At 66.0% G+C, this 15631-nt stretch carries 13 protein-coding genes; 6 read left to right on the plus strand and 7 right to left on the minus strand.

All coding sequences use genetic code 11. From position 1 onward, the window contains the following. Positions 1-180: 180 nt before the first annotated feature. From I6F20_RS10300 to I6F20_RS10325, 6 genes are read right to left on the minus strand one after another with little or no spacing between them, the layout of a single operon-like run. The gene (locus I6F20_RS10300; protein WP_225126058.1) at positions 181-2049 is read right to left on the minus strand and encodes an ABC transporter ATP-binding protein; all 1869 of its coding nucleotides are present in this window, start codon (positions 2047-2049) and stop codon (positions 181-183) included. Between the two features lie 9 nt (positions 2050-2058). Further along, positions 2059-2985, minus strand: coding sequence for a 2-hydroxyacid dehydrogenase (locus I6F20_RS10305; protein ID WP_225112141.1), 927 nt, complete (start codon positions 2983-2985; stop codon positions 2059-2061). A 7-nt stretch (positions 2986-2992) separates the two neighbouring features. Continuing rightward, positions 2993-4321 (minus strand): NAD(P)/FAD-dependent oxidoreductase, encoded by a 1329-nt coding sequence (locus tag I6F20_RS10310; protein WP_225126059.1) that lies wholly within the window; start codon positions 4319-4321, stop codon positions 2993-2995. A 52-nt stretch (positions 4322-4373) separates the two neighbouring features. Continuing rightward, complete coding sequence (locus I6F20_RS10315; protein ID WP_225112139.1) at positions 4374-5249, minus strand: ABC transporter permease; 876 nt, start codon at positions 5247-5249, stop codon at positions 4374-4376. A gap of 4 nt (positions 5250-5253) precedes the next feature. Beyond that, complete coding sequence (locus I6F20_RS10320; protein WP_036013130.1) at positions 5254-6204, minus strand: ABC transporter permease; 951 nt, start codon at positions 6202-6204, stop codon at positions 5254-5256. Positions 6205-6231: 27 nt separating this feature from the next. Then, positions 6232-7920: a peptide ABC transporter substrate-binding protein gene (locus tag I6F20_RS10325; protein WP_225126061.1), complete on the minus strand. Its 1689-nt coding sequence runs from the start codon at positions 7918-7920 to the stop codon at positions 6232-6234. A 219-nt stretch (positions 7921-8139) separates the two neighbouring features. Here I6F20_RS10325 and I6F20_RS10330 point away from each other — a divergent pair, with 219 nt between their 5' ends. Beyond that, entirely contained in the window at positions 8140-8772 is a 633-nt protein-coding gene (locus tag I6F20_RS10330; RefSeq protein ID WP_225126063.1) for a cupin domain-containing protein, read from the plus strand. Between the two features lie 29 nt (positions 8773-8801). On the opposite strand, the gene I6F20_RS10335 is transcribed toward I6F20_RS10330, so the two are convergent. After that, positions 8802-9827 carry an AraC family transcriptional regulator gene (locus I6F20_RS10335; protein ID WP_050996011.1) on the minus strand — a complete coding sequence of 342 codons (1026 nt, stop codon included), beginning with the start codon at positions 9825-9827 and terminating at the stop codon, positions 8802-8804. Between the two features lie 188 nt (positions 9828-10015). Between I6F20_RS10335 and I6F20_RS10340 the strand changes: the two genes are divergently transcribed. From I6F20_RS10340 to I6F20_RS10360, 5 genes are all read left to right on the plus strand, one after another. Beyond that, positions 10016-10465: a cupin domain-containing protein gene (locus tag I6F20_RS10340; RefSeq protein WP_036042217.1), complete on the plus strand. Its 450-nt coding sequence runs from the start codon at positions 10016-10018 to the stop codon at positions 10463-10465. 97 nt (positions 10466-10562) lie between these two features. Further along, the gene (locus I6F20_RS10345) at positions 10563-12053 is read left to right on the plus strand and encodes a flavin-containing monooxygenase (protein WP_225126065.1); all 1491 of its coding nucleotides are present in this window, start codon (positions 10563-10565) and stop codon (positions 12051-12053) included. 82 nt (positions 12054-12135) lie between these two features. Continuing rightward, the gene (locus I6F20_RS10350; protein WP_225126066.1) at positions 12136-13209 is read left to right on the plus strand and encodes a hypothetical protein; all 1074 of its coding nucleotides are present in this window, start codon (positions 12136-12138) and stop codon (positions 13207-13209) included. Positions 13210-13276: 67 nt separating this feature from the next. Beyond that, positions 13277-14257 carry an NAD-dependent epimerase/dehydratase family protein gene (locus tag I6F20_RS10355; RefSeq protein WP_225126067.1) on the plus strand — a complete coding sequence of 327 codons (981 nt, stop codon included), beginning with the start codon at positions 13277-13279 and terminating at the stop codon, positions 14255-14257. Positions 14258-14431: 174 nt separating this feature from the next. Further along, positions 14432-15628: an efflux RND transporter periplasmic adaptor subunit gene (locus I6F20_RS10360; RefSeq protein ID WP_225126068.1), complete on the plus strand. Its 1197-nt coding sequence runs from the start codon at positions 14432-14434 to the stop codon at positions 15626-15628. The last annotated feature ends 3 nt before the right edge of the window (positions 15629-15631 follow it).

Raw genomic sequence — 15631 nt, forward strand, 5'->3', positions numbered from 1 at the left:
GAAGCGGTTCACACACGGTCCTCCCTGTCGCTCTATTCGGTCACAATTTCCGAAGGACGCATCTCATTTCGCGATAACGGACGGCGAACATGCTGGATCTGCAACGCGCGGTTGGTCAGCACGCTGCCCGCGTCTGGCCGAAATCAAAGATACGCGCATGGTTTCGTGAAGCTCGCAGCCTCAGCCCGACCACTCCTCGCCCCAGACCTGCACGACGTGGCCGGGCGACACTTCGCGATAGTGCCGCACCGGCGGCTGATAATCCGGCGCGCGGACCGGGCTTCTGATCTCGTCGTTGGAGGCTGGTCGCTGCGTGCCGCGGCGCGACGGATCGGGCACCGGCACGGCGGCCATCAGCTTTTTGGTGTAGGGGTGCTGGGGGTTGCCGAACACCGACGCGCGCGGGCCGATCTCGACGATCTCGCCGAGAAACATCACGGCGACGCGGTGGCTCATGCGCTCGACCACGGCGATGTCGTGGGAAATGAAGAGATAGGCGAGACCCATGCTGGCCTGGAGGTCGAGCATCAAATTGACGACCTGCGCCTTGACCGAGACGTCGAGCGCGGAGACTGCTTCGTCCGCGACGATCAGTTTCGGGCCGAGTGCGAGCGCGCGCGCGATGCAGATGCGCTGGCGCTGGCCGCCGGAGAATTCGTGCGGGAAGCGCGCCGCCATGTCGGCGGAAAGACCAACACGGACGAGCAGGTCGGCGACCTTGTCGCGCGCCTGCGACCCCGTCGCGAGTCCGTTGGCAAGCAAAGGCGCAGCGATCGCCGTTCCCACCGACATGCGCGGATTGAGGCTCGCGAACGGATCCTGAAACACGATCTGCATGTGCTTGCGGACATCGCGCAAAGCCCGGCCGTTCATGGCCAGCACATCCTGGCCATCGATCAGGACCGTACCGCTGTCCGGCTGCGTCAGCTTCAGGATGGAGCGTCCGGTGGTCGACTTGCCGCAGCCGGATTCGCCGACCAGCGCCAGTGTCTCGCCGGCGCGCAAGGTGAAGGAGACGTTCTCGACCGCATGGACGCGGCCCGAGACCTTGCCGAACAGGCCCGAGCGGATCGGAAAGCGCGTCGTGAGGTTTGAGACTTCCAGCAGAGGCCGCTCGGCGGGCGAGACCGTATCGGGCGTCTCGGCCGGCTCGTCCGACGTGCCCGTCACCTTGTCGACGATCGGAAACCGCATCGGCCGCATCCGCCCGTCCATCGAGCCGAGCCGCGGCACGGCCGCGAGCAGCGCGCGCGTATAGGGATGCGCGGGCGCGGCAAAAATGCGCGCGGTGGCGTCCGTCTCCACCGCCTGCCCGCCATACATCACCACGGTGCGGTCCGCGATCTCGGCGACCACGCCCATGTCGTGGGTGATGAAGAGGATCGACATGCCCTCCTCCTGCTGAAGTTCTTTGAGCAGTTCCAGGATCTGGGCCTGGATGGTGACGTCGAGCGCGGTGGTCGGCTCGTCCGCGATCAGAAGCTTCGGCTTGCAGGCCAGCGCCATCGCGATCATCACGCGCTGGCGCATGCCGCCGGAGAAGCGATGCGGGTGCTCGTGGAAGCGCGACGCCGCCGCAGGGATGCGGACGCGATCGAGCAGGCGGACGGTCTCCGCCTCCGCCGCCGCGCGCGACAGGCCGCGATGCTGGATCAGCGCCTCCGCGATCTGGAAGCCGATGGTGAGCACCGGATTGAGGCTCGTCATCGGCTCCTGGAAGATCATGGCGACGTCATTGCCGCGGATATCCTTCATATCAGCCTCGGGCAGCGCGAGCAGATCGCGCCCCGCCAGCATGACGCGGCCCTCGACCCGGCCGATCTCGCTCGGAATGAGCCGCATGATCGACAGCGCGGTGACGCTCTTGCCCGAACCGGACTCGCCGACGATCGCGACGGTTTCGCGGGCTGCGATGTCGAACGAGACCTTGCGAACGACGGGAATCCATTGCCGCTCGAGCATGAAGGAGGTGGTGAGGCTGGAGACGGAGAGTACCGCTGCCTGTGCTTCGGCAACGGCCTGATCAGATCTTTTTGTGCCGATGCTCATGCGATTGCCCTAATAGCCCCGCCTGCGATCCACCAGACCCGGCAGCTCCTCGCCCCGACGATGCCGCGCGATCACGTCGAGCACGAAATCGACGGCCGTATCGGGCGTGGTCATGCTGGCGTTGTGCGGCGTCAGCAGGATACGCGGATGGCTCCAGAACGGGTGGCCTGCCGGCAGCGGCTCGGGATCGGTGACGTCGAGCACCGCACCTGATAGCGCGCCGCTGTCGAGGGCTGCGAGGAGATCGGCCTCGACGAGATGCGGGCCGCGTCCGACATTGACGAGCCCTGCCCCGCGCGGCAGGCGCGCGAACAGCTCGGCATTGAGAATGCCGCGCGTTTGATCCGTTAGCGGCAGCAGGCAGACGAGAATGTCGGCCTGCGCCAGAAATTCTGGCAAGGCATCGGCCCCCGCGTAACAGGTGACGCCTTCGATCTCGCGCGGCGAACGATTCCACCCAAGAAGCGGAAAGCCGAACGTCTTGAGCCGTTCCAGCACGGCCTGGCCGAGCTGGCCGAGCCCCATCACGCCGACGTGCCGGCGCCTGGCCGGCGTGATCCGGATCTCGCGCCAGACCTGCTGCCTCTGCTGGCTGATGAAATCGAGGAGATCGCGATGCAGGGCAAGCACGGCCATGGTGACGTATTCGACCATGGTCTCGGCAATGCCGGGCTCCAGCATGCGGACCAGCGGGATGTGCGCCGGGACTGTCGTGGTGTCGAACTGATCGACGCCCGCGCCCACCGAGAAGACCAGCTCGAGATTGGGAAAGGTCGTCGTGATGTCATCCGGCGGCACCCAGGCCACGAGATAACGCACCGCGGCGGGGTCGCCGATATCAGGCCAGAGCCGGAACGGCACGTCGGGCGCGCGCTCCGCGAAGAAGCGCGCCCACTCGGCGCCGCGCACCATATTGGCCTTGTAGAGAACCGTCATGCCGCCCTCAGAACGGGCTGACTGGCGCGAGCCGGCGGCCGTCGATCATGCGCTTGTGGCTGTAAGCGGCGGGATCGACCAGCGGCGTCGCGCCGGTCACGAGGTCGGCGGCGAGCTTGCCGGCGGCGGGACCGATGCCGAAACCGTGGCCGGAGAAGCCGGTCGCGAGGAAGAAACCCGGCAGCGCGTGGACCGGCGAGATCACCGGAATCGTATCGGGCGTGCAGTCGATGGTGCCGCCCCAGGCTTCGGCGATCTCGATGTCCTTCAATTCCGGATTCGACTTGATCAGCGCCGCCAGCGCCGCATTGACCAGCGACATGTCGGGCGCGGGATCGCGCACGCGCTCGGCCTCGAACGGCGATGGCTTGTCGAAACTCCAGCTGGTGCCGCGCATGAGCTGATCGAAGAACGATTTGCCGAACGAGAGCTTCAATCCGTTCTTGCGATGCTGATAGGTCGGCCAGAACGTGCGCGCGTAACGGAACAGGTCCGGCGACAGCTCGACCGTGCCGCGGTTGCGCAGCGCCAGCGTGAAGCCGCCGTCGAGGCGGCGGCGGATGCAGTAGAAATCGGTGCCAAGCGCGCCGGAGGTGATCTCCGGTCCCGGCGTGGTCCGGCACGCGGTGGCGTTGACGAGTCCGATCGGCAGCTCGATGCCGTGGCGGCGGCAGAACAGCGACGACCACGCGCCGCCCGCCAGCAGCACGGATTGCGTGCGGATGGTGCCCTTCTCGGTGACGACGGCGCTGACGCGCCCGCCAGTCGTCTCCAGCCCGCGCGCGGCGCAGCCCTGGTGGATGGTGACGCCGTGCTTGCGTGCGGCGGTGGCGAGCGCAGGGACGGCCATCGACGGCTCGGCGCGGCCATCGCTCGGCGTGTGCAGGCCGCCGACCCATGTGTCGGCGTTGCCGGGCATGCGCTCGGCGACCTCGGTCGGCGTCAGCACGGTGGAGTGAACCTGCATCTCGCGCGCGACCGCGGCCCAGCGCTCCCAGCTGGCGAGTTCGTCCTTGCTCTTGGTCAGGAACAACACCCCGGTTCGCCGGAAGCCGGCATCGACGCCGGCATCGTTCTGCATGTCCTCCCACAGAAGCAGCGCCTCGCGCGCGAGCGGGATCTCCTCGCGTGCGCGGCCTTGCTGGCGGCACCAGCCCCAATTGCGGCTCGACTGCTCGCCGCCGACATGGCCCTTCTCGACCAGCGCGACGGAGTGCCCCTTCTTCGCCAGATGATAGGCGGCCGAGACGCCGATGACGCCGCCGCCGATGACGACGACATCTACCTGCGCCGGCAGGCGTTCGTCGCTGTTGATGCGGTTGAGCGGCGGGGACATGGGGCACTCCTGGAGTTCAGTTCGAGCTCTTGCGCGTCAGAGGTCTTGCGCGTCACGGGATGTTCATTCGCGGATCGAGCGCATCGCGCAGGCCGTCACCGAGAAAGTTGAAGCTGGTCACCGCGAGCGTGATGGCGACGCCCGGCGCGATCGCGAGCCAGGGCGCGCTGGTGAGATAGATCTGCGCATTGTTGAGCATGTTGCCCCAGCTCGCCGCCGGCGGCTGGATGCCGTAGCCGAGATAGCTGACATAGGATTCGAGCAGGATCGCCTTGGCGACGTTGAGCGTCGCGGCAACCACTATCGGCGCGATCGCGTTGGGCACGAGCTCGCGGAACATGATGCGCAGGTTCGACGAGCCGAAGGCGAGCGCGGCGACCGCAAACTCACGCTCGCGCAGCGAACGCACCTGGGCTTCGACCACGCGGGCCACCGCCATCCAGGCCGTGGCGGCGATCAATATGGTGGTGGTGACGAGACCGGGCTCGGTCAGCGCTGCGAGGGCCAGCAGCAGGAAGATGGTCGGAAAGCACAGCACGGCGTCGACGAGCCGCATCAACACCGCGCCGACCGCGCCGCCATAGAACCCGGCAAAGGCGCCGACGACAATGCCAACCGCCATCGCGATCACCATCGCGACGATGCCGATCGAGAGCGAGACCCGCCCGCCCATCATCAACCGTGCCAGCACGTCGCGGCCGAGCTCGTCGGTGCCGAGAATATGCGCGCCGGAGAGCGGCGGCGCGAACCGCTTCATGATGTCGATGTAGGTGTCGTCGAACGGCAGCAGGTAGGGGCCGAACGTCGAACCGAGCACGAGCACGAGGATGATCAAGGCGCCCGCGAGCGCCAACCGATGCCGGCGAAAGCGCCGCCACGCGGCCTGGCCGGGCGCGAGCTGAACGGTGGAGAGGGCTGCGGTCGCCATCGCTTCAGCCCACCCGGATGCGCGGATCGACGACGGCATAGAGGATGTCTGCCAGCAGCGAGCCGATCAGCACCATCGTCGCCGAGAACATCAGGATGCCCATCACCACGGGATAGTCGCGGTAACCAATCGAATCCAGGAACAGGCGGCCCATGCCCGGCCAGGTGAACACGGTCTCCGCCACCAGCGCACCGCCCAGCAGCGTCGGAAACTGCAGGCCGGCGACCGTGATCATCGGCAGCAGCGCGTTGCGAAGCGCGTGCACCGTGAGAATGCGCCATTCCGGCATGCCCTTGGCGCGTGCAGTGCGGATGTAGTCCTGGTTGATGACCTCGAGCATCGAGGAGCGCATGAAACGGCCCCACATCGCGGTCTCGACCAGCGCCAGCACCATGGCCGGCGCGATCAGATGATGCAGCAGGTCGAGGAAGGAGCCGTCGCCAATGGTGTGCCGGTTGCCCGCCGGCAACCAGCCGAGCTTGACCGAGAAGACGTAGATGGTGACGAGGCCGAACCAGAAGGTCGGGATCGACAGCGCGATCATGGCGCCGACGGTGGCAAGCGTATCGAACAGCGAGTAGCGGCGTAGCGCGCCAAGGATGCCGATCCAGCAGCCGAGCAGCACGGCGATGATGGTCGCCGTCGCCATCAGCTCCAGCGTGGCGCCGAGATGCGAGGAGATCACCGACAGCACCGCCTCGCCGTCGCGATACGACTTGCCCCAATCACCCCGCACCATGCGGCCGAACCAGTCGAGATATTGGACCAGCAGCGGACGATCGAGGCCGAGCTGCCTGGTGACGCGGTCGAGATCCTCCTGCGTCATCTGGCTTGAGACGGCAAACTGCGACAGCGGCCCGCCGGGCGCCAGATGCAGGATGGCGAAGCCGATCCCCGAGACGATCACCAGCAGCATGATCGCCTGCGCCAGGCGATTGACGACGTAGCGGGCCATCTCAGGCGATCCGACCAGCCCGAGACATCAGGCCCAATACCATTCGCGGATGTTCCAGCAATTGATGGAGGTGTTGATGTTGGGACGGAAGCCTTGCAGCCCCTCCTTCACCCCCTCCGCAATGAAGCCCTGGAACAGCGGCAGGATCGCAAAATCGTTGCGGATCAGCTTCTGCAGATCGCCGTAGGTGGTCTTGCGCTGGGCGAGTTCGAACTGCTTGGCGCCTTCAGCGAGCAGACGATCCGCCTCCGGGCTTCTGTACTGATAGGTGTTGAAGCCGCGGCCGCCTTTGGCGGGAATGGCGCCGGAGCCGAAGCGCGGCGTCACGTCGGGGTCGCTGCCGAGCATGAAGTTCACCGACACCAGCACCGAGTTGAACTTCGACTGCTGCCAGAACTCGCCCCAGATCACCGCCGCCGGCATGTTGTTGACGCGCATCGCAGCGCCGATCGCACGCCAGTCCTGGATCAGGAGCTGCTGCGTCTGCTCGCGCACCGCATTGCCCGACGTCGTCGAGTTGGTGAATTCGAGCTTGGCGCCGCCCTTCTCGCGAATGCCGCCGGAGCCGCGAACCCAGCCCGCGGCGTCGAGCAGCGCGTTGGCCTTGGCAGGATCGTATTTGTGCTGCGGCAGACCCTGCTGGAACGACCAGGCCTGCTGCGGCACGAAGCTCTCGGTCGGCGTCGGCAGACCGTAATTCAGCGCGTCGATGATCGCCTGCTTGTTGATGGCGAGATAGAGCGCCTCGCGCACGGCACGATCAGTGAAAGGACCAAAATCCAGGTTCGGCGCGATATGCTCTACCGAGGAGGTCGAAGAGACGAAGATCTTGCGGCCCTTCAGCGTCTTTGCCTCCTGCACGAAGTTCGGCAGGATGCCTTGCAGGCCGGTGTAGTCGACCTGACCGGTGCGGAACTGGGTGTAGAGAACGGCCAGGTCCGGAATGTATTTGAAAACGACGCGTTCGACGTAAGGTCCTTTGCCATGATAACCGGTATGGGCATTCAGCTGGATGTGGTCGCCCGGCACGCGCTCGGCCCAGCGGAACGGCCCGGTACCGATGGGTGCGTTGTGGAACGGCGAGGAATTAGGATCGGACACCTTCTCGAGGATGTGCTTGGGCACGATGAAGGTGAGCGAGAGAATTGACATATATGGCGAATAGGGAGCCTCCATTCGCCAGTGGATCTCGTCGGGCGCGACGACCTTGATGTCCTTGACGAGGCTGTGGCCGACGCGGTTGCGGACGCGGAAATCGGGATTGTTGATCAGCTCGAGCGAGAACTTGACATCCTCGGCCGTGAACGGCGTGCCGTCGTGCCATTTCACGTCGCTGCGCAGCTTGATCTTCCACGTCAGGCCGTCGGCCGAGAGGCCGCCATTCTCGATGGTCGGGACTTCGCGGGCGAGGTCGGGAACGAATTTCCCGTCGGGCTCGATGTACCAGAGCGGCGAGAACACCTGCCACCAGATGCCCTGATCGACCTCGATGCCCGGCATCAAGGGATGAAAGACGGTCGGCTCCTGCGACAGCGCCGCGATCACCTGGCCGCGCGGCTTGTCCGGGGGATTGGTAGGACGTTCGGTCTGTGCGAAGGCGTTCCCTGAAAGCGTCCAGCCTGCGGCTGCGCCCGCGCCGAGCTGGAAGAATTGACGGCGATTCGGAATGCCGAGATGTCCTGCCCCAACGCCGAACTTGCCGGTGTCGTCCGCCATGACCCACTCTCCGTTTCCGCACGCGGCACCGTCTCCCGCGCCCCCGAGACCCCGGCAAAGGGACAGGAGTGGGCTTTAGTGCTTCTAAATTTTTCTCCCAAAAGTTCATCACGACTAAATACAGCTGTCAATCGCATTGCTAGAATGCGCCAGCTTTTCACTCTGACTGAAGGCGCGGGGCTCGATCCCCGACGCTGAGATGATGCATGGGAGAGCGACATGGATGGTCGCGGCGACACGAACAGTCTGAAGGACGCTCCGACGACCGAGGCCGAAGATGCGGTCGACCAGCGCCTGGGTGAAACAGTGCGGCTGCTGCGTCAGCGCGCCGGCCTCTCGATCCAGGACGTCGCCAACAAGACCGGCCTGTCGACCGGCATGATCAGCCAGCTCGAACGTGCGCGCGCGATGCCGTCGATCCGCACGCTGCGCCTGCTCAGCATCGCGCTCGACGTTCCCATCTCCTATTTCTTCGAGAGCAGCGATCCTGCCGAAGCGCCGCGCTACACCGTGCGCAAGAACGCCAGGCGGCTGCTGCGGCTCACCGCCAGCGGCGTCGTCAAGGAAGCGCTGACGCCGGAAGGCAAAGGCCAGCTCGAGCTCTACGAGCTCACGCTCAACCCCGGCGCCTCCTCCGGCACCGACTTCCTGCAGCACACCGGCGAGAAGGCGGGCTACATCCTCTCGGGCAGCCTGCGGCTGTGGCTCGACAACCAGGCCCATGTGCTGGAAGCCGGCGACAGCTTTCGTTTTCCGAGCATCGTGCCGCACATGTTCGACAACCCGACCCAGCAGGTGGCGCGCGTGATCTGGGTGACGACGCTGCGCCAGACCGACTCGCCGGAGGGTTGAGTCCGGCATCAAGGTCTGGCGAGACGGATCTAGCTCATCCTTCGCCGCAGCGTGGCTGACGGCGTCTCGCCGAATTTCTCGCGGTAGGCGCCGGCCATGCGGCCGAGATGGGTGAAGCCGAGATCGAAGGCCATCTCGGTGATGGAAACATCGGGTGCGGCTTGCGCGAGGCGCGCATTGAGGCCGGCGAGGCGAATGTCGAGCAGCATCTGCGAGATCGACACGCCGAAGTGACGGCGGAAGCCGAGCTGCAGCGCGCGGATGCCGATGCCGGAGGCGCAGGCGAGCTGCGCGAGGTCGAGCGGCTCGCCGGCATGGTCGGCAAGGTGATCGCGCGCGGCGCGCAAGGCGCGCGGCAAACGCTCGGCCTGCCCCGAAAACGTCTGAATCGCATCCGACAGGCCATGCCGCTGCCGGTTGAGCAGATGATCGAGCAGCGCTTCGCGCCAATCGGCCATCGCGGCCGGCGAGAGCCGGCCTGATGGCCCGAGGCGCTCGGCGAGCGTCATCAGCTCGGCGAGCCTCGTCTGCAGGGCCCGCCCGGACGGCGCATCCAGCTCGATCACCGGATCGAACTCGACCACCCCGGTCGCCCTGCCCGACAAGGCCGCGGCGCGCTGCTCGACCATGCGGCGATCGAGCAGCAGGATCGCCTGCGCACAATCGCTCCACATCATCCGGGTCGGAATCGTCGGCGACAGCAGCGACGCGATCCGGTCCGGGGCCGCATCGAGCTCACGACGACCGGCACGAATGCGGGCGCTGCCAGCAAGCGGGACCTGCACCAGGAAGAAGCGCTCGAGGCAGCCCGGATCGATGCTGACCGCTCCGCCATAGGCGACGTAGTTGATGGAGAAACCGTCGAACGCCGCGCAATTGTGCCGGGCAGAGAAGCCGGCCGCGCGCGCCTGTGTCGGCTTCAGATCGTGCGGACAGAAGATGCGCCCGATCTGCTCGGCCGCCTCGTCGACGTCATCAGTGGTGACACGGGCGAACGCCGCAAGCCGTTCGGCTGCAGAGGCTGTTGCGCTCATTTCCAGCTCGGCTGCGGACATCGTCGACCATGCTTCGCGCCCGGAATTCCTTTAAGCCTATAATAGTTCCGCGGGGGCGAAAAGGGCCGGAGCTCGCAAATTCGTCGTGCTGCATGGCAATAGGTTCATCCGGATTCGTTTAGCGGATAGACAGGCTGCCCGTCCTCGGCCGATGCTCCGTCCCCGCCGGAATCCATGAGGAGCAAGCCATGACTGCACTCGAAAAAGGCATCACCGCGAACGGCACAGGCTACGGCGGAAAGAGCTGGAACATCCTTGGCCAGGTCTATTTCCCCAAGGCCGTCACCGACTCCACTTTCGCGTTCGAGACCAACAGCGATCCCGGCCAGTTCGTGCCGGTGCATATCCATCCGACCCAGGACGAGTTCATCCTGGTGCAGGAAGGCACGCTCGATCTCAAGCTCGACGGTCAATGGGTCAAGGCCAATGCCGGCGACCTCGTGCGCATGCCACGCGGCATCCCGCACGGCTATTTCAACAAGTCCGACAAGCCGTGCCGCGCGCTGTTCTGGGTCTCACCGATGCAGAAGCTGGAGGCGCTGTTCAACCAGCTGCACAATCTGACCGACCCGGCCGAGGTCGTGCGCATCTCGGCGCTGCATGAGGTCGACTTCCTGCCGCCCGAGGCCAACGACTAGCCGTCGCCGCTTCCTCCGCTTCCATCGGCTTGCAGTCCGGCCGGCCGCGCCTTGCGGCCGAACGCGGCCGCTTGCGCGCAACACATCGAGCAAACCCATGGTCAGCCCAAAACATGTCTGCGTGATCGGCGCCGGCGTCTCCGGCCTTGCCGCCGCGAAAGCATTCTCCACCCGAGGCCACCGCGTCACGATCGTCGAGCGCAGCTCGGATCTCGGCGGCGTCTGGGAGCCCGCGCGCTCCTACCCCGAGGTGCAGACCCAGAGCCCGAAGGAGCTCTACCGCTACACCGACCGTGCCATGCCGGATGCCTATCCGGAATGGCCGACCGGGCCGCAGGTCCACGCCTACCTCGCCGACTATGCCAAGAGTTTTGGCCTCGAGCGCATGCTGCGGCTCAACACCGAAGTCGCCGGCATGGCGCGCCGTGGCGACGGCAGGTCGGGATGGACGCTTGCCTTGAAGGACAGGAACGGCACGACCACGAGCGAGGATTTCGATTTCGTCGCGGTCTGCACCGGGCAATTCAACGAGCCACGCGAGCTGCATTGCCCCGGCGAGGACGCCTTTCTGGCGCAGGGCGGCCAGATCCTGCACTCGTCGAAATACGGCGATCCGACCCTGGCGAAGGAACGCCGCGTCGTCGTGCTCGGCGGCTCGAAGTCCGCAACTGACATCGCCGTGAATGCGGTGAAGTCAGGCGCGCGCGAGGTCACCATCGTGATGCGTGAGCCGGTCTGGCGCATTCCCTATTTCATCGGCGGTCTCGTGAACTTCAAGCGCATCCTCTACATCCGCGCGCAGGAGGAGATGTTTCCGGGTTGGGGCATCAGCACGATGGGACGGCTCGCGCACCGCCTCGCCGCGCCGCTGGTCTGGGCCAATTGGCGCGGGCTGGAGAGCCTGTTGAAGGCGCAGCTCAAGCTCGGCCGCTGCAACATGGTGCCGAAGGAGCGCATCGAGGACGGCGTCAACTGCTCGGTGCCCATCGCAACGCCGGGCTTCTACCCGATGGTCGCCGACGGCCGCATCAAGGCCGTGTTCGGCACGTTCGACCATTATGAGGGCGACAGCATCGTGATGAGTGGTGGCGAGCGCGTGGGCGCCGACGTCGCCGTGCTCGCGATCGGCTACAAGCTCGGCGTGCCGTTCCTGCCCGAGGCCTACCGGCAGAAACTGGTCGATGCCGACGGGCAGTACCGGCTCTATCGCCTGATCGCCAATCCGGATCTGCCCGAGCTCGGCTTCGTCGGCTTCAACTCCTCGTTCTGCACCGTGCTCTGCGCCGACCTCGCGGCGAACTGGCTGGTGCGTTATGCCGACGGCCAGCTCGCGAACCAGCCGACGGCACAGGCGATGCGCGACAACATCGAGATGATGCTGCACTTCAAGCGCGTCGAGCGGCCGGCCGCGGGCGTCTATGGCGGCCTCTGCGTCGCCCCTTATCACTACCGCCATTTCGACGAGCTGATGGCCGATATCGGCGCGAAAAACCAGAAGCGCGGCGGACTCGCGGGCCGCTTCCAGCCGCCGGATGCGGATGCTTACGCCAAGTTCCTGGCGACGGCGCCGGACTACCGGGCGGCGTGAAAGGAGAATTGCGGCGGCTCGCCTCCGACGTCTACGATCTCGCTGGCCATCGAATCGACGGGAACCAGCCATAGGATCGGCCATGGGATCGAGACGACTTGCCGCCGCGGCCCTCGCGGCTGTTGCCATCTTCGGCGCGGTGCCCACCGTTGCGCAGAAGGCGGCGCCGACGCCACAGCAATCGGAGGCGCTCGCGGCTTACGAGCGCGCGCTCGGCGACTTCAAATCCATCCTCACTGAGCGGCGGCGCCAGATCGAGGCGAAGGAGCCGCTGCCGAACCTGCCGGGACAGGCGCTCTATCTCGCGCGCGTCGCTGTGATCAGCAGCTACAAGGACCTCACCGACGTCATGCCGTCGCGGATCGGCCGGCCCAACAAGTTCGAGATTCCTCCGGCCTATTTCGACGCCGAGATCGAGCCGCTGGTCGACGAATACGGCAGGCTCTTCGACCTCATGGAGGCGCCGCCTGCCAGCGCGCAGAGCTCGCCGACGCCGTTCAAGGACGTCGTCGATCTCGCCGTTGCGATCGCGCGCGCCAAGGGCCTCGCGCCCGAACATGCCGAAGTTGCGGGGCGGATCAGCCTCGGGCTGTTCTTTGCGGAGACCAACGGCAAGCAGAACGTCCGCAACGCACGCTCGAACACCTATATGGGCAGCTTCCAGACCGGCCCCTCCGAAGACCGCAACGGCCGGCGGAAATGGGAGAAGATCAAGGGCGACGTAGCTGCGATCGACCCGGGCTTAAGCGCGCGAGACGACAAGGAGGAGGCGCGTGCCCGCGGCACCGATCAGCGCTTCAACCACTGGACCAACGTCCGCAACGGGTTGATGAACGCGCACTCCGATCTGTTCCGCGAGATTCCGGGTATCGTCAAGACGCTGCCTGATACGATCGACCAGATGAAGCTTTTCCAGCTGATCCAGATCGTTCCAACCCCGACGCGGTCCGCGCTCAAATCGGGCGATCTCCTGAATTACCGGGTGTCAAGCCCCAGAATCATGGGATACCTGCGCAACAACAGCATCTTTGCCTTCGGACGGGCCGACCGGGCGAAAACCTCGGCGAGCTACCGCGAAATCTTCGCCGCGATGTGGCTGTTCAACCGGAAGTTCGAGAAAGCGATGGCGAAATACGCGGAGATCAGGGCGCGCTGAGGAAGCGGGTTGCAACTGCCAGCGCAGGTTGTAGTCTCGCGGTGGCATCGATCACGCGGACCTTTCCATGCGCATTCTCGTTCTCGGCGGCAGCCAGTTTCTCGGCCGGGCGATCGCAAGCCACGCCTCCGCTGGCGGGCATGACGTGACCTGCGCGGCCCGCGGCCTTGCGGGGCCGATTGCCGCCGGCGCCCGCTTCCTGCGGATCGACCGCGACGTGGCCGACGGACTTGCGCCGCTCGCGGGTGAGACATTCGACGCCGTGGTCGATGTCTCGCGTCATCCCGGCCAGGTCCGTCGCGCAGTCGCCGCGCTGAAGCGGCCGGGCGTGCATTGGACCTTCGTCTCGACGATCAGCGTTTATGCGGACAACCGCATCCCGGGGCAACGCGCCGACACGGCGCCGCTGCGCGAGCCTGTTGCGGGAGAGATCGAGCACAGCACCGAGGCGATCTACGGCGCAGCCAAGGTCGCCTGCGAACAGGCGGTCGGCGATGACGCCTTCATCTGCCGCGCCGGACTGATCGCAGGCCCCGAGGACCCGACCGGACGGTTCGCCTATTGGCCGGCGCGGCTTGCGCGCGGCGGCGAGGTGCTGGCGCCGGGATCGCCGGAGGATGCGGTCCAGTTCATCGACGTGCGCGATCTCGCGCAATGGATCGTGCATGCGGCAGAGAGCGGTCTCGTCGGCATCTATGACGGGATTGGGCCGATCCGCACGCGCGGCGGATTCCTGAGCGAATGCGCTTCCGCGCTGAACGCGTCCTGCACCTTCACCTGGATCGATCGCGCCTTTCTGGAAGCGCATGACGTCAGGCGTTGGGCGGGCCCGCGGTCCTTACCGATGTGGCTGCCATTGCCGGACTACGCCGGCTTCCTGACGCGCGATACCTCGCCGGCACGCGCGGCCGGATTGACCTCGCGACCGCCGGGAGACACCGCGCGCGATACGCTTGATTGGCTCAACGCCAACAACGGGCCCGTCGTAGGTCTCACTGCCGAAGACGAGAAGGATGTGCTCGCGGCGTGGCATGCGCGCCAGCCCTAGGTGCAGACGGGCCAATCGTTCGCCGGTGAAGAAGCGCCTTGTCGTGACAAATCTGTCAAAGGCCACACTGCCGTTTTCGGTGCAAGACCCGTGACCGCCATGGCTATGGTGTTCCACGACTGCCCGTTTGTTGGTAGCCTGCCGCACCGACAGACAGCAATCGGGGACCACCGAATGACGCGCGCCAATCCCGCATCTCCCGCACGACGCAATGGAGCAGCGAGGAAACATATCGGTCGGGCACTCGCCGCAACCGCGGCATTGGCTGTGCTCGCCGGCTGCGAGGACAAGAACACGTTCGTGGCGCCGCCGCCGCCCAAGGTCGACGTCGCGACGCCGGTGCAGCGTCCGGTGACGCGCTACATCGAGGCGACCGGCAACACGGCACCGATCAAGAGCGTCGATCTCGTCGCGCGCGTGCAGGGCTTTCTGCAAACGATCGACTATCAGGACGGCACATTCGTGAAGCAGGGCACCCAGCTGTTCACGATCGAGCCTGAGACCTACAAGCTCAAGCTCGAGCAGGCGCAGGCGGCCGAAGTCGGCGCGCAGGCCTCGCTCCGGCAGGCGGAGGCCGACTACAAGCGACAGGCCGAGCTGGTGCAGCGCCAGGCGGTCTCGCAAGCCACGCTCGACACCTCGACCTCGAACCGCGACAACGCCCAGGCCAATCTGCAGCAGGCCCAGGCCAACACCAAGCTCGCCGAAGTCAATTACGGCTACACCAAGGTCACGGCACCGTTCGACGGCATCGTCAGCGCGCACATGGTCTCGATCGGCGAGCTCGTCGGCGTCTCCTCGCCGACCCAGCTCGCCACCATCGTGGCGATGGACCCGATCTATGTGAACTTCACCGTCAACGAGCAAGACGTGCTGCGCATCCGCGCCGAGGCGACCCGTCGCGGACTGACGCCCGCGGACATGAAGCACTTCCCGATTCAAGTGGGGCTGCAGACCGATACCGGCTACCCTCATGAGGGCAAGCTCGACTACGTCTCGCCGACCCTCAACCAGTCGACCGGCACGCTGGCCGTGCGCGGCCTCGTTCCCAACGACAAGCGGGTGCTGCTGCCTGGCTATTTCGTCCGGGTCCGCGTGCCCTTCGACCAGGAGAAGAGCGCCCTGCTCGTTCCCGACACCGCGCTCGGCAGCGACCAGGGCGGCCGCTATCTCCTCGTCGTCAACAGCGACAACGCCGTCGAGCAGCGCAAGGTACAGATCGGCCCGGTCGACAACGGCCTGCGCGTGATCGAGAGCGGCCTGAAGCCAGAGGATCGCGTCGTGACCGCGGGGCTCTTGCGCGTCATCCCGGGCCAGAAGATCGACCCGCAGGTGACGAAGATCGAGCAGACGCAGGCCTCGAGCAAGTAGGGG

The organism is Bradyrhizobium sp. IC3123 (assembly GCF_020193625.1).
In the GTDB taxonomy this organism is placed as follows: domain Bacteria; phylum Pseudomonadota; class Alphaproteobacteria; order Rhizobiales; family Xanthobacteraceae; genus Bradyrhizobium; species Bradyrhizobium yuanmingense.

What these genes read in the sequence shown, in the direction of transcription:
- I6F20_RS10300 (WP_225126058.1), bottom strand. Translation starts at nt 2,049, where the DNA reads ATGAGCATCGGCACAAAAAGATCTGATCAGGCCGTTGCCGAAGCACAG.
- I6F20_RS10305 (WP_225112141.1), bottom strand. Translation starts at nt 2,985, where the DNA reads ATGACGGTTCTCTACAAGGCCAATATGGTGCGCGGCGCCGAGTGGGCG.
- I6F20_RS10310 (WP_225126059.1), bottom strand. Translation starts at nt 4,321, where the DNA reads ATGTCCCCGCCGCTCAACCGCATCAACAGCGACGAACGCCTGCCGGCG.
- I6F20_RS10315 (WP_225112139.1), bottom strand. Translation starts at nt 5,249, where the DNA reads ATGGCGACCGCAGCCCTCTCCACCGTTCAGCTCGCGCCCGGCCAGGCC.
- I6F20_RS10320 (WP_036013130.1), bottom strand. Translation starts at nt 6,204, where the DNA reads ATGGCCCGCTACGTCGTCAATCGCCTGGCGCAGGCGATCATGCTGCTG.
- I6F20_RS10325 (WP_225126061.1), bottom strand. Translation starts at nt 7,920, where the DNA reads ATGGCGGACGACACCGGCAAGTTCGGCGTTGGGGCAGGACATCTCGGC.
- I6F20_RS10330 (WP_225126063.1), top strand. Translation starts at nt 8,140, where the DNA reads ATGGATGGTCGCGGCGACACGAACAGTCTGAAGGACGCTCCGACGACC.
- I6F20_RS10335 (WP_050996011.1), bottom strand. Translation starts at nt 9,827, where the DNA reads ATGTCCGCAGCCGAGCTGGAAATGAGCGCAACAGCCTCTGCAGCCGAA.
- I6F20_RS10340 (WP_036042217.1), top strand. Translation starts at nt 10,016, where the DNA reads ATGACTGCACTCGAAAAAGGCATCACCGCGAACGGCACAGGCTACGGC.
- I6F20_RS10345 (WP_225126065.1), top strand. Translation starts at nt 10,563, where the DNA reads ATGGTCAGCCCAAAACATGTCTGCGTGATCGGCGCCGGCGTCTCCGGC.
- I6F20_RS10350 (WP_225126066.1), top strand. Translation starts at nt 12,136, where the DNA reads ATGGGATCGAGACGACTTGCCGCCGCGGCCCTCGCGGCTGTTGCCATC.
- I6F20_RS10355 (WP_225126067.1), top strand. Translation starts at nt 13,277, where the DNA reads ATGCGCATTCTCGTTCTCGGCGGCAGCCAGTTTCTCGGCCGGGCGATC.
- I6F20_RS10360 (WP_225126068.1), top strand. Translation starts at nt 14,432, where the DNA reads ATGACGCGCGCCAATCCCGCATCTCCCGCACGACGCAATGGAGCAGCG.